23 protein-coding genes and 2 tRNA genes are annotated in these 21,699 nt (G+C 68.5%); 8 read left to right on the top strand and 17 right to left on the bottom strand.

Annotated elements, in window-relative coordinates:
* The first annotated feature begins 72 nt into the window (after nt 1-72).
* The 3 genes from orn to KFLA_RS39290 all read left to right on the top strand — a co-directional run bounded on the left by orn (nt 73) and on the right by KFLA_RS39290 (nt 1,861).
* The gene (gene orn / locus KFLA_RS10395; protein ID WP_012919743.1) at nt 73-681 is read left to right on the top strand and encodes an oligoribonuclease; all 609 of its coding nucleotides are present in this window, start codon (nt 73-75) and stop codon (nt 679-681) included.
* 46 nt (nt 682-727) lie between these two features.
* Nucleotides 728-800 (top strand) — tRNA-His (locus tag KFLA_RS10390).
* Nucleotides 801-1,345: 545 nt separating this feature from the next.
* Nucleotides 1,346-1,861 carry a hypothetical protein gene (locus KFLA_RS39290; protein ID WP_012919742.1) on the top strand — a complete coding sequence of 172 codons (516 nt, stop codon included), beginning with the start codon at nt 1,346-1,348 and terminating at the stop codon, nt 1,859-1,861.
* Between the two features lie 124 nt (nt 1,862-1,985).
* On the opposite strand, the gene KFLA_RS10380 is transcribed toward KFLA_RS39290, so the two are convergent.
* From KFLA_RS10380 to KFLA_RS10360, 5 genes are read right to left on the bottom strand one after another with little or no spacing between them, the layout of a single operon-like run.
* Nucleotides 1,986-3,353, bottom strand: a complete 1,368-nt coding sequence (locus tag KFLA_RS10380; protein ID WP_012919741.1) for a Gfo/Idh/MocA family oxidoreductase — start codon at nt 3,351-3,353, stop codon at nt 1,986-1,988.
* A gap of 22 nt (nt 3,354-3,375) precedes the next feature.
* Nucleotides 3,376-5,454 (bottom strand): hypothetical protein, encoded by a 2,079-nt coding sequence (locus KFLA_RS10375; RefSeq protein WP_012919740.1) that lies wholly within the window; start codon nt 5,452-5,454, stop codon nt 3,376-3,378.
* Nucleotides 5,451-6,770, bottom strand: a complete 1,320-nt coding sequence (locus KFLA_RS10370; protein ID WP_012919739.1) for an ABC transporter substrate-binding protein — start codon at nt 6,768-6,770, stop codon at nt 5,451-5,453. Before KFLA_RS10370 ends, KFLA_RS10375 begins: the two co-directional genes overlap by 4 nt.
* 56 nt (nt 6,771-6,826) lie before the next feature.
* The gene (locus KFLA_RS10365; RefSeq protein WP_012919738.1) at nt 6,827-7,705 is read right to left on the bottom strand and encodes a carbohydrate ABC transporter permease; all 879 of its coding nucleotides are present in this window, start codon (nt 7,703-7,705) and stop codon (nt 6,827-6,829) included.
* Nucleotides 7,695-8,666 carry a carbohydrate ABC transporter permease gene (locus tag KFLA_RS10360; RefSeq protein ID WP_012919737.1) on the bottom strand — a complete coding sequence of 324 codons (972 nt, stop codon included), beginning with the start codon at nt 8,664-8,666 and terminating at the stop codon, nt 7,695-7,697. The genes KFLA_RS10365 and KFLA_RS10360 overlap by 11 nt, the downstream gene beginning before the upstream one ends.
* A gap of 207 nt (nt 8,667-8,873) precedes the next feature.
* Between KFLA_RS10360 and KFLA_RS10355 the strand changes: the two genes are divergently transcribed.
* The 5 genes from KFLA_RS10355 (at nt 8,874) to KFLA_RS10335 (ending at nt 13,898) form a co-directional block, all read left to right on the top strand.
* The gene (locus tag KFLA_RS10355) at nt 8,874-9,881 is read left to right on the top strand and encodes a LacI family DNA-binding transcriptional regulator (protein WP_012919736.1); all 1,008 of its coding nucleotides are present in this window, start codon (nt 8,874-8,876) and stop codon (nt 9,879-9,881) included.
* Nucleotides 9,878-11,266, top strand: coding sequence for a glycoside hydrolase family 5 protein (locus tag KFLA_RS10350; protein WP_012919735.1), 1,389 nt, complete (start codon nt 9,878-9,880; stop codon nt 11,264-11,266). Before KFLA_RS10355 ends, KFLA_RS10350 begins: the two co-directional genes overlap by 4 nt.
* Before the next feature lie 250 nt (nt 11,267-11,516).
* On the top strand, nt 11,517-12,182 hold the full coding sequence (tenA, locus tag KFLA_RS10345) for a thiaminase II (RefSeq protein ID WP_012919734.1): 666 nt from the start codon (nt 11,517-11,519) through the stop codon (nt 12,180-12,182).
* The gene (locus KFLA_RS10340) at nt 12,182-13,735 is read left to right on the top strand and encodes a phytoene desaturase family protein (RefSeq protein WP_012919733.1); all 1,554 of its coding nucleotides are present in this window, start codon (nt 12,182-12,184) and stop codon (nt 13,733-13,735) included. The genes tenA and KFLA_RS10340 overlap by 1 nt, the downstream gene beginning before the upstream one ends.
* An 87-nt stretch (nt 13,736-13,822) precedes the next feature.
* Nucleotides 13,823-13,898 (top strand) — tRNA-Lys (locus KFLA_RS10335).
* A 53-nt stretch (nt 13,899-13,951) separates the two neighbouring features.
* Here the strand turns inward: KFLA_RS10335 and KFLA_RS10330 are convergent.
* The 12 genes from KFLA_RS10330 to KFLA_RS35460 all read right to left on the bottom strand — a co-directional run bounded on the left by KFLA_RS10330 (nt 13,952) and on the right by KFLA_RS35460 (nt 21,542).
* Nucleotides 13,952-15,145, bottom strand: coding sequence for a site-specific integrase (locus KFLA_RS10330; RefSeq protein WP_012919732.1), 1,194 nt, complete (start codon nt 15,143-15,145; stop codon nt 13,952-13,954).
* Between the two features lie 8 nt (nt 15,146-15,153).
* Nucleotides 15,154-15,351 carry a helix-turn-helix transcriptional regulator gene (locus KFLA_RS10325; RefSeq protein ID WP_012919731.1) on the bottom strand — a complete coding sequence of 66 codons (198 nt, stop codon included), beginning with the start codon at nt 15,349-15,351 and terminating at the stop codon, nt 15,154-15,156.
* 29 nt (nt 15,352-15,380) lie between these two features.
* Nucleotides 15,381-16,943: a replication initiator gene (locus tag KFLA_RS10320; RefSeq protein ID WP_012919730.1), complete on the bottom strand. Its 1,563-nt coding sequence runs from the start codon at nt 16,941-16,943 to the stop codon at nt 15,381-15,383.
* Between the two features lie 145 nt (nt 16,944-17,088).
* Nucleotides 17,089-17,340, bottom strand: a complete 252-nt coding sequence (locus KFLA_RS10315) for a hypothetical protein (RefSeq protein WP_012919729.1) — start codon at nt 17,338-17,340, stop codon at nt 17,089-17,091.
* Nucleotides 17,341-17,358: 18 nt separating this feature from the next.
* The gene (locus KFLA_RS10310; RefSeq protein WP_012919728.1) at nt 17,359-17,601 is read right to left on the bottom strand and encodes a hypothetical protein; all 243 of its coding nucleotides are present in this window, start codon (nt 17,599-17,601) and stop codon (nt 17,359-17,361) included.
* Between the two features lie 102 nt (nt 17,602-17,703).
* On the bottom strand, nt 17,704-18,774 hold the full coding sequence (locus KFLA_RS36565; protein WP_012919727.1) for a hypothetical protein: 1,071 nt from the start codon (nt 18,772-18,774) through the stop codon (nt 17,704-17,706).
* Entirely contained in the window at nt 18,771-19,070 is a 300-nt protein-coding gene (locus KFLA_RS37365; RefSeq protein WP_012919726.1) for a hypothetical protein, read from the bottom strand. The genes KFLA_RS36565 and KFLA_RS37365 overlap by 4 nt, the downstream gene beginning before the upstream one ends.
* Nucleotides 19,070-19,411, bottom strand: coding sequence for a hypothetical protein (locus tag KFLA_RS10300; protein ID WP_012919725.1), 342 nt, complete (start codon nt 19,409-19,411; stop codon nt 19,070-19,072). Before KFLA_RS10300 ends, KFLA_RS37365 begins: the two co-directional genes overlap by 1 nt.
* Nucleotides 19,408-19,725, bottom strand: a complete 318-nt coding sequence (locus KFLA_RS10295; RefSeq protein WP_012919724.1) for a hypothetical protein — start codon at nt 19,723-19,725, stop codon at nt 19,408-19,410. Before KFLA_RS10295 ends, KFLA_RS10300 begins: the two co-directional genes overlap by 4 nt.
* Nucleotides 19,722-19,931, bottom strand: coding sequence for a hypothetical protein (locus KFLA_RS10290; RefSeq protein ID WP_012919723.1), 210 nt, complete (start codon nt 19,929-19,931; stop codon nt 19,722-19,724). The genes KFLA_RS10295 and KFLA_RS10290 overlap by 4 nt, the downstream gene beginning before the upstream one ends.
* The gene (locus tag KFLA_RS10285; protein WP_012919722.1) at nt 19,928-20,770 is read right to left on the bottom strand and encodes an FtsK/SpoIIIE domain-containing protein; all 843 of its coding nucleotides are present in this window, start codon (nt 20,768-20,770) and stop codon (nt 19,928-19,930) included. Before KFLA_RS10285 ends, KFLA_RS10290 begins: the two co-directional genes overlap by 4 nt.
* A complete protein-coding gene (locus tag KFLA_RS35460; protein WP_049797305.1) occupies nt 20,763-21,542 on the bottom strand; it encodes a hypothetical protein in 780 nt (259 codons plus the stop codon). Before KFLA_RS35460 ends, KFLA_RS10285 begins: the two co-directional genes overlap by 8 nt.
* Between the last annotated feature and the right edge of the window lie 157 nt (nt 21,543-21,699).

Raw genomic sequence — 21,699 nt, 5'->3', positions numbered from 1 at the left:
TCGGCCGCCGCCACGCCCAGGGTGGGGCTCCGGGCGCGGACAGCCGAACGGCGCGCCGTAAGGTGGGTCCTCATGAACGACCGGCTGGTGTGGATCGACTGCGAGATGACCGGCCTCGACCTGGCGGCGGACGCCCTGATCGAGGTCGCGGTACTCGTCACCGACTACGAACTCAACGTGCTCGGCGAAGGCATCGACCTGGTCATCGCGCCGCCCCCGGCCGCGCTCGAACAGATGGGCCAGTTCGTCCGCGACATGCACACCGGCTCCGGCCTGCTCGACGAGCTCGCCACCGGCATCCCGCTCGCCGAGGCCGAGCAGCAGGTCCTCGACTTCATCACCGGCTACGTCAAGGAACCCCGCAAGGCCGCCCTGGCCGGCAACTCCGTCGGCACCGACCGCACCTTCCTGGTCCGCGACATGCCCAAGGTCGAAGCCCACCTGCACTACCGCAACGTCGACGTCAGCTCCATCAAGGAACTCGTCCGCCGCTGGTACCCGCGGGTCTACTACGCCACCCCCGCCAAGACCGGCAACCACCGCGCCCTCGCCGACATCACCGAGAGCATCGCCGAACTGCGGTACTACCGGCAGACCGTCTTCGTGCCGCAACCCGGCCCCGACACCGACACCGCGCGCGCCGTCGCGAGCCTGATCAGCGGCCCGATTTCCGACAACTGACCATCGTCGCTATGATTACCCAGCCGTCGCAGTCAGGGCGGCAATGGTGGGTGTAGCTCAGCTGGTAGAGCACCTGGTTGTGGTCCAGGTGGCCGCGGGTTCGAGTCCCGTCACTCACCCTCAGGCGAAGGCGACCTGTGTCCGCGGAGAGCGCGGACCGGGTCGCCTTCGGCGTGTTGTGCGCCTTCGCTTCGCTCGGCGCGAGCGGGGGCTCCGCCACCCGCACCCCCTGGGGCCTTGGCTTCGCTCGGCCGCTGTGGCTGGGGGCCGCGGTCGGGTGGGCCATCGCTTCGCTTGGCCGCTGTGGCTGAGGGCCGCGGCCGGGTGGGCCATCGCTTCGCTCGGCCGCTGTGGCTGGGGGCCGCGGTCGGGTGGGCCATCGCTTCGCTTGGCCGCCTACGCTTCGCTCGGCCGCTGTGGCTGGGGGCCGCGGTCGGGTGGGCCATCGCTTCGCTTGGCCGCCATCGCTTCGCTTGGCCGCTGTGGCTGAGGGCCGCGGCCGGGTGGGCCATCGCTTCGCTTGGCTGATGGGGTGGGCGCGGGCGGTGGGGTGTTCGCTGTGCTCGCGGTTGTGGTGCTCACCACATCTTGGTGAGGGGTGGGGTGGTGGGTGTTCTGCGTTTCTTGCGAGGGTTGGGGCTTGGGGGCTGGGAGGATCGACAGGGTGAAGTCGTCCGGCAGCGTGTGGTTGGTGTACGGGGTTGCGGTGGTGGTGACCTTCCTGGTGGGGGTGGTCGCGTTCAGCGTCTTTGTGCTGTCGAAGGTGTTCGGGGGGTCTGAGCCGGAGGGGTCGGGGGCGGCGGAGGGGGCCGGGGTGGTGCAGGCGGCGCCTAGTGTTCGGCCTTCTGCGGTGGTGCCGAAGGTTACGGCGGCTCGGGTGTACGGGGTGCGGGCGGTGGTGGCCGATGAGCGGCAGGTGGTTGTGGTGGTGGCGACGCCGGTGGGGTGCACGCGGTTTCTGCGGGCCACGGCGTACGCCGAAGGGCCGGGCGCGGTCGCCGTACGGGTGACTCAGCAGGTGGAGAAGCCTGGGTGTGCGTGGCAGCGGAAGCCGGTGCTGGTGACGGCTCGGCGGGCTATGGGAGATCGGGCGTTGATCGTCAACGGGGTGCTGTGGACGCCGACGGCGAATGGGGCGTACCGGCAGGCGCTCGGCGGGGCGGAGCGCACCGGCAACTGATTGCTGGCCGTCGCGCAGCGTTCTGCGGGTCGCCAGGGAGAGCTTGAACAGGAACGCGGGACTGTGAACACGCTAGGTGGTGTTCACAGTCCCGCGTCGGGGGTTCACGGGTCCGCCAGGCGGGCTACGCCTCGCGGTCGAGGGGCAGGCCGAAGTCGCGCAGGTTGACGGGCAGGCCTGATTCCAGGGAGCGGTTGGCGGCAATTCCGACCGCCACGCTGCGCAGGCCGTCGCGGTAGCCGGCGCGGCGGTCCAGCGGGTCTGGTTCGCCGGTGGGGCGGAAGACGTCGTCGAGCAGGTGGCTGTCGCCGCCGCCGTGGGCGCCGTCGCCTGCGGGAATCGGGACCTCCCGCGCCGGTTCCCAGTGCCGCTGCACGAGAAGACGTTCACCGGCCGGCCGCGGGTTCGCGGTACCTCCGGCTGTGGGGTCGTCCGGGTTCACGCTCGGGTCGACGGCCGGGCGGCCGACCACGCCGTCGGCGCCCTGCACGAAGCCGCGCTCGACCACGTCCAGCTCGAGCCGTCCCTCGGTGCCGTTGATCGCGACCCGGTAGCCCTCCCACGGCGAGTGCGCGTTCAGCGCGTAGGTCAGGATCGCGCCGGACCGGTAGGTGACCAGCAGCCCCATGTTGTCCTCGATCGTGATGCCGGGGCTGAACACGTCCTGGTCCCGGAGGTAGCCGTCGTCGCCCTCCGCGTCCAGGTACAGCGCGCGCAGCTTCTCGTCCGCCGCCAGGTCCAGCGCGAACGGGTCCTGCGCCGCGCCGGGCGCCCCGGCCGATCGCGCCGGCCGGTCGGTCAGCCTGCGCTCGGCCGCGTTCTTGTCGCCGTAGAAGCGCAGCCCGCCGGCCGCGGTCACCACCTCCGGTACGTCGGCCAGCCACCAGTTCACCAGGTCGAAGTGGTGGCTGGACTTGTGCACCAGCAGGCCACCGGAGATCTCCTTGTTCCGGTGCCAGCGGCGGAAGTAGTCGGCGCCGTGCACGGTGTCCAGCACCCACTCGAAGTGGATCGAGGTGACCTTGCCGATCGCCCCGGACGCGATCAGCCGCCGGACCTCGCTGTTGCGCGGCGAGTACCGGTAGTTGAACGTCACCACCAGGTCCCCCGAGGACGCCTCGACCGCCTCGACGATCGCCTTCGCCGGCTCCAGCGAGGTGGTCAGCGGCTTCTCCACCACGACGTCGCAGCCGGCGTCGAGCGCCGCGGTCGCGTAGATGTGGTGGGTCGCGTCCGGCGACGTGACGATCACGACGTCCGGCCGCTGCTGCTCGAGCAACCGGGCGAAGTCGTCCGGCGCGTACTGCGGCGGCGCGGTCCGCCCGGCGGCCGTGACCACCTGGTCGTAGTACCGCATCCGGGTCGGGTTGGGGTCGCACCAGGCGACGACCGAGCCGACGTCGGCGTACGTCGTCGCCAGCGCTTCGACGTACATGGCGGCGCGGGAGCCGGTGCCGACCACGGCGTAGCGGCGGTTCTGCGGGAGCGTCACGAGTCTCCTTCGAGGGTTCGGTTCACGGTGAGCGGTGCAGTCCTTCGTGCCGGACGGTCCAGGTGCCGTCCGCCGGGAAGCCGGGCGCGGGCGATCCGTCGTCGCCGTCCCAGCCCGCCGCCATCAGGGCGACCGCCGCGAGCAGCCCACCGTTGCCCGGCAGGTAGAGCGGCAGCGACGGGGTCTGCCGGTTGTGCCCGTTGGGCAGGTACTCGTTTTTCGTGGCCTTCAGCAACAACGCGTCGACGGCCGTGGCGGGATCGCCGAGCCGGGCCGCGGTCATCGCGATCGCCGGGTAGTCCCAGCCCCAGGTGCTCTCCCAGTCCCAGTCGTCCAGTACGCCGGCCAGCGTGCGGCTCATCGTCGCTCGGTCGAGGTAGCCGGTGTCGGGCACCACCCCGAGTCCGTACAGCATCGACGGGTGGTCCGTCCGGATCGTCCACGGCTCGCCGTCGATCGCCGCGTAGCAGCCGTCCCGCACCGGCGCCGGAACGAGGCCGTCGGCAACAACCGTCCACCGCTGATCCGGCTCGAGACCGAGGTACCCGCGCCACTGCTGCGCGACGAGCAGCGCCCACCGCCAGTACGCGAGCTCGAACGTCGGATTGACCAGCTCGGCCCGGATCGCGGAGTACGACTCCTGCGCCGGGATCAACGGCGGGCCGAGCTGATACCCGGCGTCGGTCGCCCCGGCGTACGACGCCATGAACTCGGCTGTTTGCAGCACCATCCGCCCGTACCGCTCGACCACCACCCCCGACGCGTCCTCACTGGCGGCGCGGCGGATCAGTTCGGCCAGGTAGATCGGGTGCGGCTGCTGCCAGATCAGGAACGGCCCGATACTGCTCGGACTCTCCCGGCCGTCCGGTCCGACCTGCTTCGGCCAGCGGACTCCGTCGTACCCCTGCAGCGCAGCCGTAGCTCGCGCCTCCGGCAGTACCCGCTCGTACCACCCGAGGCTGCGCTCCAGCAGCTCAGCCCTTCCCCACAAGGCGAAATGCGCCCCGTGCCACCAGTGCATCTCCAGGTGGAACCGCCCGCGCCAGCTGTTGCACACCAACCCGGTCTCCTGCGGCGGCAACGAACCAGCGCAGTTCACCGCCGTCAGGTACTGCGACAGCACCACCCGGCGCTCCAACTCAACCCCACGCGGGTCCTCACTCGCGGCCAGCTCAACGACAGCGCCCGACTCCCAGAACCGCTGCCAGTGCCACCGACTCGCCGCCTCCACCACCTCGTACGCCGGCGGCAACGACCTCTCCCCCGGCGCGAACCCGATCCGCAGCTCCAAAACCTCGGCAGTGCCGGTGACGACCAGCTCATGCGGCCCGGCGACCTCCAGCCGCGCGTCGTCAGCCCCGACCACCACCCGGTACGCCGTGCTGTCGAGCCGCCGGTCGATCCGCCAGCCGCCGTCGACCTCCCGCACAGTGGTGGTGTGCGCGTCCGGCCGGCTCCAGTCCGCAGCGTTGCCCCAGGCACCCGATCCGTACGGGAAAGCGAACCGCACGCCCAGGCCCACCGCGAGCGCCGGCGACTCGATCCGCACCGCGACGACGTCGTCGTCGGGCGCGCACACCGTGCGGACCCGCACCGGCATCCCGGCGACCACGAACGAGCTCTCGATCAGCCCGCTCCACAACTCCAGCCGCTGCCGAGGCGTCTCCACCGCGGGCAGCGGCAGCCCGTCCAGCACGAACCCGATCCGCCCGAGGTCGAGCCGGTGCGGATTCGCCCGCAGCCACTGCTCGGCGTCGGTCTGCCGCGGTTCGGAGGTCGTGGCGAGGTCCATCTCGCCGCCCAGGTCGACGTACGGCACGCTGCCGCCCGGGGTCGAGTACTCGCGGCGGGTCTCGGCCAGGTCGTACTCGCGCTCGGTCGGCAGGCTGTGCCAGCCCCACTGCGACAACGTGCCGAGCAGTGTCCCGACCTCGTCGCCCTCCGTCCGCGGCTCGACCGGGTACCGCTCCGGCCGGCTCTGCAACCCCGTGACGTCCACGGTGAAGCAGAGCTCGCCGTTGCCGACGGACAAGGGCGACTCGGCCACGACGCCCGACAGTTCGACGTCGTGCCGCCCTACCAGCGCCCGCCGATCGATCACTGGATCGCCGAGGTCAGCTCTTCGAGGAACCGCTTGGCGCCCTGCGCCGGGGTCTGCCGGTTGAACAGCACCTCCGCGTTCGTCCGGTCCAGGATCTTCACGCTCTCCGTGGAGCCGGTGGGACCGATGATCAGCGCCGAACCGACCTTCGGCGTGATCTGCGCGATGAACTCGGCCGACGCGGCCTCGTCCTTCGGCAGCGCGGGCTTCACCGCGGTCAGCACCTCGGAGTTCGCCGGGATCCCCCGGTTGGCCAGCGTGATCTTGCCCGCGGCCGGGTCGTTCACCAGGAAGTTGACCAGCTTCGCGGCGGCCTCCTGGTGCTTGGTGCGCGCGCTGATCGTGTAGATCTGCGACGCCTGCAGCCACATGCCCGGCTTCGCCGCGGCACCCTCACCGGGCGCCCGCATCAGCTGCAGCTCGCTCCCGGACGCCGTCCGCAACGAGCCGAGCTGGTTCGTCCAGTCCAGCTGCATGCCGGCCAGGCCGCGACCCATCAGCGTCTGCTCGGGCGCCGGCTGACCGGCCAGCTCCGAGGTCATCGACGCCGGCGGCGTGGCGCCGGAGTCGCGCATCGCGGTGGTCATCGTGAACCACTCGGTCAGCGTCTGCTCGCTGATCCCGACCTTGCCGTCCTCGGTGTAGAGCGACTCGCCGCGCTGCCGCGCGAACAGGTCGAGCGCGTCGGCGCTGGTCGGGTCCTCGGCGCCGAACGTACCCTTCGGCGCCGCCTTGGCGATCTGCTCGGCGATCCGGCGGTAGTCCTGCCAGGTCCAGGTGTCCTGGTTCGGCAGCGGTACCCCGGCGGCCTTGAAGACCTTCGGGTTCACCACCACGCCGAACGCGTTCACGCCCGTCGGCACGCCGAACTGCTTGCCCTCGAAGTTGCCGTTCGACAGCGCGGCCTGGTCGATCTTGTCGGTCTTCAGAATGTCCTTGACCTCGGCCAGGTCGAGCAGCGCGCCGCGGTCGCCGTACTCGCGCGGGTACGCACCACCGAGGGTGATCACGTCGGGGGCGTCGTTGGCCGCGACACTGGTCGCCAGCTTGTCGAAGTACCCGTTGAAGTCGCTGTACTCCGGCTTGACGGTGATGCCCGGGTTCGCGGCCTCGAAGGCGTCGATCGCCTTCTGGGTGAGCTTGGCCCGGTCCTCGTTGCCCCACCAGGAGAAGCGCAACGTGACCGGCTGGTTCGGGTCGTCGCCCGAACCGCCGGAGTCACCGCCGCAGCCCGGCAGGGCCAGCAGCAGGCCGGCCAGGGCGAGCGCGGTCAGCCGTGCCCGGGACCTGCGGATCTTCGGCGAGAGGTGCTTCATGATCGTGTTCCTTCCTGCCCCGGCCGGCGGCCGGCGGTGACGTGAACCCCGAGTGGTCACTTGAGCCCCGTGGTGGCGATGCCACGGGTGAGATAGCGCTGGCCGGCCAGGAAGAACCCGAAGATCGGCACCAGCGCGACGACGGACATGGCGAACAACGGCCCCCACGAGGTCTGCCCCTGCGCGTCCATGAAGGAGCGCAGCGCCACGGGCACCGTGTACTTGTCCGGATCGGTGAGGAAGATCAGCTGGCTGAAGAAGTCGTTCCAGGTCCAGATGAACGTGAACACCGCCGAGGTGGCCAGCGCCGGCAGGCACAGCGGCATCACGATCCGGGCGTAGATCCGGAAGTGCCCGCAGCCGTCCAGCCGGGCCGCCTCGTCCAGCTCCCGCGGCAGCCCGCGGATGAACTGCACCATCAAGAAGACGAAAAAAGCGTCGTGGGCCAGGAACTTCGGCACCACCAGCGGCAGGATCGTGTTGATCCAGTCCAGCTTCGAGAACAGCACGTACTGCGGCACGATCAGCACGTGGATCGGCAGCATGATCGTGCCGAGCATCAGCGCGAACCACAGCTTCTTCAGCGGGAACTCCACCCGGGCGAACGCGTACGCCGCCAGCGAGCAGGTCAGCAGGTTGCCGATGATCGCCAGCACCGCGATCACCGCGGAGTTCATCAGGTAGTGCTCGAACGGGTGCGCCAGCGCCGTCCAGCCGTCGGTGTAGTTGTCGAACTGCACCTTGCTGGGCAGCAGCGACGGCTCGCGGAAGATCACCTCGGACGGCTTGAACGAGCTGGACAGCAGCCAGAGCAGCGGATACAGCATCACGAAGCCGAACAGGATGATCAGCGCGTGCTTGAGCAGGCCGCGGCCGGTCGAGGCCGGCCGGCCGGGGCGGTCCGCACGGACCCGGGGCAGCGTCTCACTCGTCACCGTAGAACACCCATCGCTTGGCGAACAGGAAGTTGATCGCGGTCAGCGCGGCGATGATCGCCAGCAGCAGCCAGGCCATCGCGGACGCGTAGCCCATGTGGAAGGAGCCGAAGCCCTCGTCGTACAGGTAGAGCGTGTAGAGCAGGGTCGAGTCGGCCGGACCGCCGGTACCGCCGCTCACCACGAACGCCTGGGTGAAGCTCTGGAACGCGCCGATCACCTGCAGCACCAGATTGAAGAAGATGATCGGGGTGAGCAGCGGCAGCGTGATGTGCACGAACGTCGTCCACCGGCCGGCGCCGTCGACCGCCGCCGCCTCGTAGTACGACGCGGGGATCTGCCGCAGCCCGGCCAGGAAGATCACCATCGGGGCGCCGAAGGTCCAGCCGTTCAGCAGGATCAGCGTGCCGAGCGCGAAGTCGGGATGCGCCACCCAGCTCTGGCCCTGGATGCCGACGCTTCCGAGCGCGTCGTTGACCAGGCCCTCCTGGCCGAAGATCTGCCGCCACAGGATGGCGATCGAGACGCTGCCGGCCAGCAGCGAGGGCAGGTAGAAGACCGAGCGGTAGAAGCCCAGTCCGCGAATGCCCTGGTTCAGCACGATCGCCAGGCCGAGCGCCATCAGCAACTGCAGCGGGACCGAGATGAACACGTACTGGAAGGTGACCAGCAGCGACTTGTGCAGCCGCCGGTCGGTCAGCATCTCCTCGAAGTTCGCCAGCCCGATCCACTCCGGCGGCTTGAGCAGCGAGTAGTCGGTGAAGGCCAGGTACAGCGAGGCCAGGATCGGCCCGAGCGTGATCGCCACCAGGCCGATCAGCCACGGGGTCAGGAACAGGTAGCCGGTGACCGCGTCGCGGCGGCGCTGGCTGTACCTCCCACGGCGGCCACCGTCGGGCGGTGGCGGCGGAGAGGCCGTCTCCCGCGGTTCGCGGGTCAGGGTGCTGCCGGTCGGACTCACGCGTCACCTTCTCTCACGATCGCGAGTAACCGGTTTCTAGCAGCCGACCTTGAAACGTGTCAATGCTTCAGCAGCGCTGCCGAAATTGTTTCGCTGTAAAGGATTATTCTCGGTCTGAACGCTGAGAGACCGGTTTCTTCGAAGTCGACGGTGGGTTATCGTTTCAGCCCCGGCGGGATCGCCGCCGGGTGCTGAAGGGAGGGTTCGGTGGTCGAACAGGGGCGGTCGACAGCGACCATCACCCGGGTCGCCGAGGCCGCGGGGGTTTCCCGGGCGACGGTCTCCCGGGTGATGAACGGCCACTCCACGGTGGCGCCCGAGCTCGCCGAGCGGGTGCTGGCCGCGGCCCGCGCGCTGGACTACGCCCCCAGCCCGGTGGCCCGCAGCCTCGCGCTCGGCCGGACGGCGACGATCGCGCTGATCGTGCCCGACCTGTCGAACCCGATGTTCCAGGACGTCCTGCGCGGCCTCAGTCTCGCCGCCGGCGCCGACGGTCACCGGCTGCTGATCGCCGAGTCCAACGAGCACGTCGAGGACGAGGAGGTGCTCGCGATCGAGGCCCGCCGGCGCTGCGACGGCGTCGTGCTCGCCTCGCCCCGGCTGCCGACCGCCGACCTCGAGCGGCTGGTCCCGCAGCTCACCCCGCTGGTGCTGATCAACCGCAAGCTGCCGGGCAGCGGCGTACCGTCGCTGTCGGTCGACCACGCCGCCGGCATCGGCGACCTCGTCGCCCACCTGCTGTCGCTCGGTCACCGCCGGATCGCCTACCTGGCCGGCCCGCCGGCCAGCACGTCGAACCGGGACCGCCTGGACGCCCTGCTGCGGCTGTCGGACCACGGCCGCGAGTTCGAGCTGATCCAGGTGCCCTGCGGGGCGATGTTCGACAACGGGCACGACGTCGCCGGCGAGGTGGCCGGCAGTGGCGCGACCGCCGTCGTCGCCTACAACGACATGGTTGCCTTCGGCGCCTTGTCCGGGCTGCACGAGCTGGGGGTCTCGGTGCCCGGCCAGATCTCGATCACCGGGTTCGACGACATCCCGTTCGCGCGGTTCACCACGCCGCCGCTGACCACCGCCGCGGTGCCGAAGAACACCCTCGGCAAGCAGGCCTGGGAGCAGCTGCGCAACCAGCTCGACGGCAGGCGTACCAAGCACGAGGCCGACTTCCGGCCGCGTCTGCTGGTCCGCGGCAGCACCGGCCGGGTGAGCTCGTGACCAGGGCGGACGGGGTCCTGCGCGTCGACGGCCCCCGCCTGGTCGACGGCGCCGGTACGCCGGTCCTGCTGCGCGGGATCGGCCTCGGCGGCTGGATGAACATGGAGAACTTCATCACCGGCTACCCGGCGACCGAGTCCCAGCACCGACGGGCGCTGCGCAAGGTGCTCGGCCCCGCGGCGTACGAGGCCTTCTTCGAGCGGTTCCTGACCGGCTTCTTCACCGCCGACGACGCGGCGTACCTGGCCTCGCTCGGTATGAACGCGGTCCGGATCCCCTTCTCCTACAAGCACTTCGAGCACGACGCGCAGCCGTTCGAGCTGCTGGAGGAAGGATTTCGCCGGCTCGACCGGGTGGTCCGGCTCTGCGCCGACGCCGGCATCTACTCGATTCTCGACCTGCACGCGGTGCCCGGCCGGCAGAACCAGCACTGGCACAGCGACAACCCGACCCACTGGTCGGAGTTCTGGAACCATCCGCACTTCCAGGACCGGGTCGTCCATCTGTGGGAGGCGCTGGCCGACCGCTACCGGGACAACCCGTGGATCGCCGGGTACAACCCGGTCAACGAACCGGCCGACCCGACCGGCGAGGTGATCGGCCCCTTCTACCAGCGGCTGACGGCCGCGATCCGGGCGATCGACCCGGGGCACGTGCTGTTCCTCGACGGCAACCGCTACTCGACCGACTTCTCGATGTTCACCGAGGTCGGTGAGAACACCGTCTTCACCGCGCACGACTACGCCCTGCCGGGCATCGCGGCGGGCAGCGAGTACCCGGGCATCACCCGCGGCAAGTACTTCGACCGCGGCGTGGTCGAGCAGACCTTCCTGGAGCGCACCGAGTTCATGCGCTCGACCGGTACCCCGATCTGGATCGGCGAGTTCGGACCGGTCTACACCGGCGACCCGGCCACCGACGCTTCGCGGTACCAGCTGCTGCGCGACCAGCTCGACATCTACCGCGAGCACGACGCCAGCTGGACCCTGTGGACGTACAAGGACATCGGTCTTCAGGGCCTCGTGCACGCCCGCCCCGACAGCCCGTACCTCCAGCGCATCGCCCCCTTCCTGGAGAAGAAGAAGCGCCTAGGCGCCGACTCCTGGGGCGGCAACGACGCCGGCGTCCGCCACGTGCTCGCCCCGATCGAGCAGCTGTTCGCCGAGGAGTTCCCCGAGTACGACCCGTTCCCCTGGGGCCGGCGTCAGTGGATCGCCGTGCTCGTCCGCAACATCCTGCTCGCCGAACCCCTCGTCGACCAGTACGCCGCCTGCTTCGAAGGCGTCACCCCCGCCGAAGCCGAAACCCTCGCCGACTCCTTCTCCTTCCCGAACTGCACCCGGCGCACCCCTCTGGCCGACCTGCTCCGCGCCCACCTCACCTGACCCACCCCGCCCGCCCGCAACCTCCCGCCGCCCGGCACCCCACCCCCGCCTCGCCCGCCCCGCCACATTTGAGGGGAGAACCTGCCAACTTGTGGGTCCACCCCCTCGTATTCCGGGGGACAACCCACAAGTTGGCGGGTTCTCCCCCGAGATGTCGGCGGGGCGGACTTGCCGGGACGTGACGTTCGTCTCGTGTACTTCGGGGTGGTCGTGGCTAGGGTCGTCGGAGTCGAGCGCGAGGAGATCCAGGATGACGTTTTCCGCCGAGCTGTGGGACGCCGGGGCCGCCAAGGTGTACGCCGAGATCGTCCGGCACCCGTTCATCACCGGGCTGACCGACGGGACGTTGCCGCACGACAAGTTCCGCTACTTCATCGTCCAGGACAGCCACTACCTGCGCGCCTACTCCCGCGCGCTCGCGCTGGCCGCCGGACGCGCCACCGACGAGGACGCGGTGAGCATGTTCGCCCGGCACGCCGCCGAGGCGATCGACGTCGAGCGTGAGCTGCACGCCTCGCTGCTGGGATCGCTCGGGCTCACGTCGGCCGACGTCGACAGGTCCGGATCGGGACCGACCACCACGGCGTACATGTCGTACCTGACCGCGGTCTGCGCCACCGGCACGTACGCCGAGGCGGTGGCGGCCGTGCTGCCCTGCTACTGGATCTACCGTGACGTCGGCCGCGAACTGCTCAAGCAGTCCTCGCCGGACCCGCTCTACGCCGAGTGGATCGCCACGTACGGTTCCCCCGAGTTCGACGCGGTCGTAGAGTCGGTGCTGGCGGTGACGGACCGGCTCGGCGCCGAGGTGGGCCCGGCCGAACGGGACCGGTGCCACCGGCACTTCGCAACCACCACGCGGTACGAGTGGATGTTCTGGGACGCCGCGTACCAGGAACTGGAGTGGCCGGTCTGATGAAGGACTTCTACGACGTCGTGATCGTCGGCGGCGGGCACAACGGCCTGGTCGCCGCCGGGTACCTGGCCGGCGCGGGCCTGAGCACGCTCGTGCTCGAGCAACAGCCGCACACCGGCGGCGCCGCGGTCAGCGAGCAGGTCTTCCCCGGCGTCGACGCCCGCCTGTCGCGGTACTCGTACTTGGTCAGCCTGCTGCCGGACAAGATCGTCGCCGATCTCGGGTTGTCCCTGCAGCTGCGGTCACGCTCCGTCGCGTCGTACACACCGGTACGCCGCGGCGGTCGCGACCTCGGTCTCATGGTCGAGCGACCGGAGGGATCCGCGACCCGGGAGGCGTTCGCGGCGCTGACCGGGAGCGACGCGGAGTACGACGCCTGGCGGGAGTTCTACGGCGCGGTCGGTGAGCTCGCTGAGGTGATCGCGCCGACCCTGCTGCAGCCGCTGGACTCGGCCGCCTCCGTGCGCCGGCGGGTGGACCCGGCGCTGTGGGAGGAGCTCGTCGAGCGGCCGCTCGGGGAGACGATCGAGCGGCGGTTCGCGGACGACACCGTCCGCGGGGTGGTGGCGACCGACTCGGTGATCGGAACGTTCGCCCGGCTGCGCGACGACTCGCTGCTGCAGAACCGCTGCTTCCTCTACCACCTGATCGGCAACGGCACCGGCGAGTGGCGTGTGCCGGTCGGCGGGATGGGCGCGGTGACCGCCGCCCTGCTCGACGCGGCCCAGCGCGCGGGCGCCGCGGTGGTGACCGACGCCGCCGTCTCGTCGATCGAGGCCGATGGGAAGCGGGCCGCCGTCACCTGGCTCGGCGGCGACGGCGAACGCTCGGTCGAGTGCTCGTACGTGCTCGCGAACGTGGCGCCCGCCGTACTGGATCGCCTGCGCGGCCGAACCGGCGGCGAGAAGCCCGAGGGATCGCAACTGAAGATCAACCTGCTGCTCTCCCGACTCCCCCGGCTGAAGTCGGGCGACGACCCGCGCCGGGCTTTCGCCGGCACGTTCCACATCGACGAGGACTACAGCCAGCTCGAGACCGCGTACGCCGAGGCGGCCGGCGGCACGCTGCCCGGCGTACCGCCGTCGGAGGTGTACTGCCACTCGCTGACCGACCCGTCGATCCTCAGCCCGTCACTGGTTGCCTCGGGCCACCACACGCTGACCGTCTTCGGCGTCCACTTCCCCGCCCGCCTCTTTGCCTCCGACAACGAAGCCGCCCGCACCGAGTCCGTCCGCCGGGTGCTGGCCGGCCTCGACAACCACCTCGCCGAACCCCTCGAGTCCTGCATCGCCCGCGACGCCGACGGCAACCCCTGCATCGAGGCCAAGACCCCGCTCGACATCGAAGCCAGCGTCGGCATGCCCGGCGGCCACATCTTCCACGGCGACCTCCAGTGGCCCTGGTCCGAGGACCCCGCCGACACCGGCCGCTGGGGCGTCGAAACCGACGTCGCCAACCTGCTCATCTGCGGCTCCGGCGCCCGCCGAGGCGGCGCCGTCAGCGGCATCCCCGGCCACAACGCCGCCCAGGCAGTCCTCGCCCACCACCCCTGATCCCCACCCCGGAGAACCGATTTTTCTTCTCCCCCCGAACCCTGCTACGATCCTCTTCGTTCGAAGGAAACACCAACTGAACAACATGCGCCGCTAGCTCAATTGGCAGAGCAGCTGACTCTTAATCAGCGGGTTCGGGGTTCGAGTCCCTGGCGGCGCACCATAACCGCAGGTCACAGCGTTGACCGGCGGTTTTTTGGTTCCCGGGGTCATCCTTTACCCGTCCTTTTGGTCGTCGAGCGCCTGGCGAAGTACGGCATCGATCGCGCTGGCGGCTCGGGGGTTGCGGAGCTTCCGGCCCATGTAGACGTCCTGGGTCATCGAGGGCCGGGCGTGACCGAGCTGGTCAGCGATCTCACGCGCTGTGAACTCGCCGTCGTCGAGCATCGTGGCGATGGTCTTCCGGAAGCTGTGTGACGTGATCCACGCGAGCGCGTCGTCTCCCCTGGCGTCGCGGATGTCACGCCGGACGTTAGTGGGGTCCCGGAGGCCGCCCAGGGAGTCTGGGAAGATCGGCATGTCCAGCCGTCCTCTCACCGTGAACCGACGCCGCAGCAGTTCGACCGTGGTCAGCGGCAGACCGAGCAGACGCTCCCCGGCGTGGCTCTTGGTGGGCTTCCGAAGCAGCCCCTGTCCCTTGACGCGGATCACCGTGTGGGTGATCTCCACTTGACCGGCCGCGAAGTCAACCTGATCCCACATCAGCGCCAGCGCCTCGCCGATGCGCACACCAGTCGCAAGCATGAACATGCTCAGGTCCGGCAGGTCTTTCCGGACCGCCTTCTCATCAGCCCGTAGTTTCGCCAGCCACGCCACGATTTCTTCTGCGGTGAGTGCACGGGGCTTCTTCTTCCGGCCGACCTCGATTCGCTCGACCTCGCGGACGGGATTGGCGGTCAGGGCTCCATAACGGACAGCAAGGCCCATGACGCCGGAAATCAGGCTTCGGCAGGTCTTGGCGGTTGGTGCGCCAGCGTCGGCCTTGATCGCTGCAATGACCTTGTCGATGAGTGGTGTGGTCGCCTCGGCAAGGCGCACCTGACCGAGAGCGGGGAGAACGTGATTGGTCAGCTGTCGCCGGTAAGTGTCCAACGATCCAGCCGATCGGCTGCCGGACTCGACCATCCCTTCAAACTTGACGATCCACAGATCGGCAGCCTCGGCGAATCGGTGCAGTCCAGTCAGCTCCCCACCACGCGCCTTCTCGGAGCGTTCCTTGAGTTTCTGCCGCAGCCGGTTGGACGCATCGTTTGGCGTACGGCCGTTGGCCTGGACGACACGTGTCCGGCCGTCGAAGTCGCGGAACTTCGCGATGGCCTCAGCCTTCGTTGGCCGGCCACGGTCGTCAGTTGCGGTGACCTTGGTCCGAATCTTGCCCCATGTGCCGATCGGCAAGGGCGGTCTGGCCACGTCTCCCCCTACGCCACGTTCTCGAGCGACTTGATCCAGGCACGCACGACCTCCTGGTCGTACCGGATGTACTTGCCCATGCGGACTCCGGCCGGACCGTATCCGGTTGTGCGCCATCGATAGAGGGTGGCAACCGGGATCCCCAGGAACTCAGAGAGGTCCTCGACACTCCAGAGCCGCCCATCGCGATGCTTCGGTACAGACATTTCAATCCTCCTTCGTTGACGGTTACGTGTCAGTCCTCGGTGCTCTCGGCAATCAGTTCCTTGACAAGTCGTCGGTGTTCGCGGGCTTTGGCGGCGGCAGTGTTGGCGAGTAGTGCGTCGCCGATGGTTCGCCAGCCGGTGTTGGCGTAGGTGAAGTTGCCGACGATGAGGGTGGTTTCGGTGTCGTCGGTGTGGTTGGCGGTGCGGTGTCGTTCTTGTCGCCAGTTGACGCGTGCTTCGCGGAGGGCTTTGAGGGTGGTGGAGTACTGACGGGATTTGGTGGAGAAGTGGCCGCCGAAGCCGAGCATGTGTGCCCAGCGCTGCAAGCGTCGGTAGGACAGGCGTGCGGAGTTCTTGGCGGCTTCGTCTTCGTCGAGGTCGGAGCCAGGTCGTCCGAGTCGCCAGCAGGCTTCGACCAGTCGGCCGGCGTGGGTGTGCAGGACGGCGTAGCGGCGGACGGTGGCGTCGGTGAGGCGTGCGGATGAGTGGCCGGTTGCTTCGGCGGCTTTGGTGGCGTACTTGGCCAGGTATCCCGCGACGGCGGTTTCGGTGATGACTCCATCGACGGTTTGCCGGACGGGACGTAGGTCGAGCTGGTTGCCCCATTCGATGAGCCAGCCTTCGGGCTGGTCGGGGTGAGGCAGGGAGCGGAACCGGGTGCCTTCAACGGCTCGACGGATCGCGTAAATCAAGAGCGCGAAGTCGGCCGAGGCGTGCGGTACAGCGATCTCGTAGGGCGCGATGGGGTTGACGCCGTCGAGCCGGATGAGGGCGTGGAAGTGGGCGACGCCTCGGGCTTGCATTTCGGCGACCTTGCCGTAGGACAGCTTGATCCGGACGCCGTGGTGTTTGCCCCACCGGCGGAGGGTGTCCTTGACGCGTTCCATGGTGCGTCGCCACAGTTCGCCTGACAGGGCGTTCCACACGACCTGGTGGTCGTGGTCGTAGCAGTCCAGACACAGCGGGGTTCCGAGTGTCTTGTCGCCGTCGCCGTGGATCTGATGGCAGGTGAGGTCCACGCCGTGCGGGCACGGGTCGGGGTTGCGCCGTGGGCGGCAGGGGCGGTTGCGGAGCTTGCCGTCTTTGTCGCGGGCTTTGCGGGTGCCGTGGACGGCTCCGAAGCTCGGTGCGGTGAAGGTGACGAAGGCGCAGGGGTGCTGGGCGACCGATGCCGGGATGCCTTTGCCGCCCTGGAGGCCGGCGAGGACGAGTTGGTAGGTGTCGCCGCGGTAGATCTCGGCGCAGGAGGGGCAGACGGCGGCGCGGCGGTTGCCGCAGGCTTTGTAGATGACGCCGTCGGGCATGTCGTCGGTGTGGCGGGTGGAGATGATCCGGCCGGTACGGGTGGACACGACGTGGGCTTCGCCGCGTAGCTGGATCGGTCGGACGCAGCCGCCTGCGGAGGCGGTGTGGTCGAGCCAGGCGCTGTAGTTGGCTGTGGTGGCGGCGCGTTGGATGGCTTCTTCGAGCCCTGAGGCGGGGTTGGTGCGGTTGCCGGAGTCGAGGGTGTGGTTGTGCTCGGTGATGATCTCGACGCCGCCTAGGAGACCGTCCAGGACGTCCAGCGGATCATGTTGGGGTGCGGTGGTCATGGTGGCCTCCTTCCGGGTTTGGGTTCTGTTGCTCGGGGCTACTGGGGTGGGTACGACCGCCCTTTGAGTCCCGGCCGGGGTTGGGTGGGTCTAGGCCCTGGCGTTCGGCCCATGTGCGCCGGGGCCGCCCTTTGACGGTTACGTGTCAGGCGGTGCGGAACGGGGCGTGTTCGAGTTCGGGAGTGCCGAACAGGTGGTAGCCACAGCCGATGCAGTAGCGACCGACGAGCTGGTCACCCATGGCAATCACGGCGTACTCGTCGCCGGGTTCGAGCACGGTGGGGCACCAGTCGTGTCCGCCGAGGTGGTCGTTGGCGACCCAGTCACACAAGAACGTCTCATTGGCGGTGTCGCGGTAGGCGGTGAGTTCGGCGTAGGCGTTGAGGTCGATGCTCATGAGTGGTGTTCCTTCCGTTCAGTGGGAGGTGACGGGTTCGGAGTGCTGGGTGATGCCGTTGTCGCAGTGCTGGTAGGAGCAGTGGGCGACCATCGGGGTGCCGAGCCGGGCGGTGATGGATCGGACGTAGGTCGGGTGCAGCCATTCGGTGCGGGCGGCGACGATTGGCCGGCCACAGCCGTTGCAGCGGAAGGCGCGGTAGATCGAGCCGGTGAGCCAGGCGGCGAGGTCTTGGTCTGGTCGGTGCTGGTCGAGGGCCACTACGGTTCCTCCGTTCTGGCGTCGGCTGGTGGTGGGGTTCGGTGTTCGCCCTGGCCTCCGGGGTGTTTGTCCCGGAGGTCAGAGCCAGCAACGGACCGGTGACTATTCGTCGGGTTCGAAGTGGGAGTCGCAGACGCCGCAGGTGATGTCTCCGAGTTCGAGGACTGCTTTGGCGACGCGGATGCGGCGCGGGCATTGGCACGCGCACGGGATCGCGTTGTTGTTGTTCTTCTTGGTTTCGCCGCCGCCATTGGTTTCGGGGTGCCGGTAGGCGATGAGTGCGGCTTTGAGTTCGGCCAGGACGGCCTTGTAGGTGGTGGCTGTCTCCTTGCGGAGGGTGCACAGCGACCAGCCGATGCGGGGGTCTTTGGTGGTGTCGAGACCAAGCTCGGAGGCGAGGTCGGCGAACTTCTGGTTGTGCCAGCGCCCTTGGCGGCTGGTGTTCTTGATGTCGCGGACGTGTCCGAGTGCGTGGGCTGCTTCGTGGAGCAGGGTGGTGAAGACTTCTTCGACGGGTCGTTTGAGGCCTTCGCCGGAGATGAGGACTTCGGCGAGCTGGTTGTCGCCGTGTTGCCAGCGGATCGGGGCGAAGTGCCCGTACTTGGCCTGCTTGGAGCCGGTGCCGGAGCCGACGATGATCACGACGGCGGGGACGTCGGGGTGCTGGGCGCGGATGGCGGTCCAGGCGGTTTCGAGTGCACTGACGAGTTGTGCGGTGGTGTAGGTGTCTTGACGCTTACGTGTCAGTCGCGCCTTGGGAGACACACCGGGTGAGCCGGTGCGGGTCTTGGTGGTGGTCTTCTTGGCTCGTTTGACGGTGACGGTGACGGCGGGGTGGCTGGTGCCGGTGGAGCATTCGCGGAGCTTGTTGCGGACCGCGATCAGGGATTGGTAGCCGGTGGCTCTGCCGCCTTGGTTGGCGCGGACGGTGTCCATGTGGGTCTGGACGGCGTTGAGGGCTGCTGTGGGGCTGCCGGAGTAGGTGGCGGTGGTCTTGGTGACCTGCCAGCCGGGGAGCCCGTTGAGGGCGTTGGTGTTGGAGTTGGTGAGGCCGGTGAGCTTGGTCGTGGTCGCAGGCTTCGCGGCGGCTACCGGTGCCGGGATGGCCGGCATTTGGGGCAGGTCGAGTTGTCCGGGGACCTGGACGACGGGTGTGAGGGTGTCGGTGGTCACCACTGTTCTCCCTTCTCGGTGGCGTCTTGCTTGGCGCAGGTCATGTGGCAGGCGCGGCCGTTGGAGGGGTCGCGCAGGAGTGCGGGGTTGCCGCAGAGGAAGCAGGGCTGTGGGTTGCCGACTGTGGCGTGTGCCCAGTCGTCGGCACGTTGTGTGCGGTAGGCCTTCTTGGTTTGGGTCTTCTTGGCCACCGGTTCCGGGGCCGGGGTGGTGTCAAGATCGGCCGGGATGGCCTGTTGTCCTTGACAGTTACGCGTCACGCGGCGCCGGGGAGTCCGGTTGGTTGCCGCGCGCATCAGTTCTCGTTGTCGCTCAGGACGACCTTGCGCAGGTCGGCCACGTGGCGCAGGACGAACGATGCGTAGTCGATGTGATCCAGGAAGACGAACCACGTGCTGGTGTCGGCTTGGGCCAGGATGCGCCCCTGGTACCAGCCCCACTTGGGTGAGCAGTAGGCACCGGGAGCCCGGCGTCCTGCGTAGTCTGCGGAGTCTCCTCCGTACTCGTCGAACAGTGGAGTCCACACGAGCGTGCCGTCGGGCAGTCGCCCATCGTTGTCGACGAGCCGCGCGGACTCGTCCAGGTATCGCTTCCAGGAGTCATAGACCGTTGCCGGGTCTTGGTGGCGTCCAGTCATGGCCGGTCCTCCGTCCAGTCGCCGGGGATGTAGAGGGGTTCTTGGGTCCAGGAGGCGTTGTCGGTGGCGTGGGTGATTTGGTGTTCCTCGAGCAGTGCTCGGGCTTCGTAGAGGGCGTCGATCAGGTGGCTGATCGCGGTGACGGAGCCGGTGACGAGTTCGATCTCGATCGGGTTTGCGCCGAGGTCGATGACGACTTTGGGGGTTTGGCCATTGCAGGCCAGGTTGATGCCGGCCACGGAGTGGTCGGTGAAGTCGTAACCGATGATGATGCGGTCTTCGCGATCACCACCGGATGCGTCGTAGAAGGTCATGCTGCGGCCTCCTTGTTGAGGTAGGCCTTGTGCCATTGGCCGTTGAAGGCTTGGCGGTTGCGCATCGCCGACCAGCACACACCGCAGCGGTGCGGCTGGGTGGGTGACCAGGTGAAGGCTCCGCAGTTGTGGAGCCAGCCGGTGTTGCCGTTGCCGTCGTTGACGGCGGTGAACGTCCCCGCGGGGACGGGTTTGACGGTGATCATGCGGCCCTCCGGAGGTACATGGCGCGGCGGACGATCTGCTTGTGGTTGTTGTCGTTGAGGAATGCCGTTTTGAAGCGGCGGGGGAATCCGCCTTCGGCGCGGAGAAGTCCGACGCCGAGGGCTTCGGGTGCGATGTCCACGGCGGTGTGGCCTTGGGAGGCCCAGCCGGTGCCGAGGATGATGTCGCTGCTGGAGTCAGTGGCGCAGCGGAATGCGAGCCGGTAGCCGAACAGGTCCCGCAGTGAGGTGGGAACGATGTCTGCCGAGGGCCGCTGGGTCGCGGCGACGACGATGATGCCTGCGGCTCGGCCACGGGCGACGATGTCTCGCACGAGGGTGCGGAACTCTTCTTGCTGTTCTTTGGTGCCGATGGTGACGGTGAAGTAGGCCAGCTCGTCGATGGCTACGAGCTTGGCGCGGAATCCGTCATCAGGAACGATCTTCTTACGGCCCGTGCGGGCCAGGTGCAGGTAGCGCTCGTCCAGGTCGGCTTGCAGGTCACCCAGGACCCGCAGTGCCTTGTCCATGTTGTTGCCGACGAACTCTGCCGCCACAGGCGCGTAGGGCAACAGTTCGACGATCTTGCCGTCGATCAAGATCAGGTCGACATCTGTGCTGAGTGCCGCGTGGGCGACGATGTTGCCGAGGGCTACAGATTTTCCGGCGCCGGGTTCCCCGCCGAGCAGGATGTTGCGGTACATGAGGGTGACGTAGACGGGTTTGCCGCGCGTGTCGATGCCCAGATAGATCAGGCCGTAGATCGACAGGCCGACCGGTTGAGGTGGGGTGGCCCCCGGCGTGCGCCGGGGGAACACCTGTCGTGGGTGGAAGCTAGACATAGTCGGACACGTCTTCTCCGTTGGCGCCCAAGATCACGGAGTTGCCGTCGTTCACGGCGGCGGTGGTCTTGGTCTTCGCGGTTTTGGTGCGGATCTCACCGGTGCCGGTTTTGGCCGGCGTAGACGAGGTGGAGCCCACAGCCGGGGTTTCGGAGGCGGGGTCGGGGCCGAGGAAGGCCATGACCGCGTCGTCTGCGACGGCCGCTTCGGGCATGTCGCTGGTGTCGTTGAGCAGCGGGGAAACGATGTGCTTCTTCGACAGAGGGTCGCGCCGGTCGATGTCGATCCGCACGAGGGCGGCGTTGCGGGTGGAGCGGGTGATGTTGGCTGTGCGTGCCCAGCACGCCGAGGCCAGCGTTTCGGACTTGTTCTCGAGGTCTTCGGCCGACAGACCGGGACGCATGAACAGCCAGACGACCTGTCCGGTCTTGGTGGACAAGCAGCCGACGATGAAGGGCAGGTTGCCGGACCAGTTCAGGGTCCGCATTTCGGTGAGGCAGGCCCGGACGCGGTGCCGGGTGATGACGCACCAGATTCGGTTACGCGCGAAGCGGCGGGCCGGGTTGTCGGTGAAGATCCATCCGGCGAGGACGATGATCAGCAGCGCGTTGAGCCACAGCGGGTTGGCCTCGAAGTAGCCGGTGATCGCGTCGCGGTGGGCGATGACGATGTAGGCGGCGGTGGCGAGCATGATGAGTTCCCAGCGCCAGCGCCACAGGCTCAGCAGAATGATGACCGGCAGCGACTGCGACGGCCGGGTGATGGTCTCCACGGCACTCGTGGCGGAGCCGCGTCCACGGCGGCGGACTCGACCAGTGGAGCGGTTACGGGTAGATTTGGGCATGACAAGACCTCCCGATCAGGGGGTTGAGTCAGGAAAAACACGAAGCCAGGACGGTTTCTCAGGCCTTTGACCCGGCTTCGTGTCT

The sequence above is a fragment of the Kribbella flavida DSM 17836 genome (genome assembly GCF_000024345.1).
GTDB classification, from domain to species: domain Bacteria; phylum Actinomycetota; class Actinomycetes; order Propionibacteriales; family Kribbellaceae; genus Kribbella; species Kribbella flavida.
Note: the sequence above shows the minus strand (reverse complement) of the source record. Positions and strands in the feature narration are given on the sequence as shown.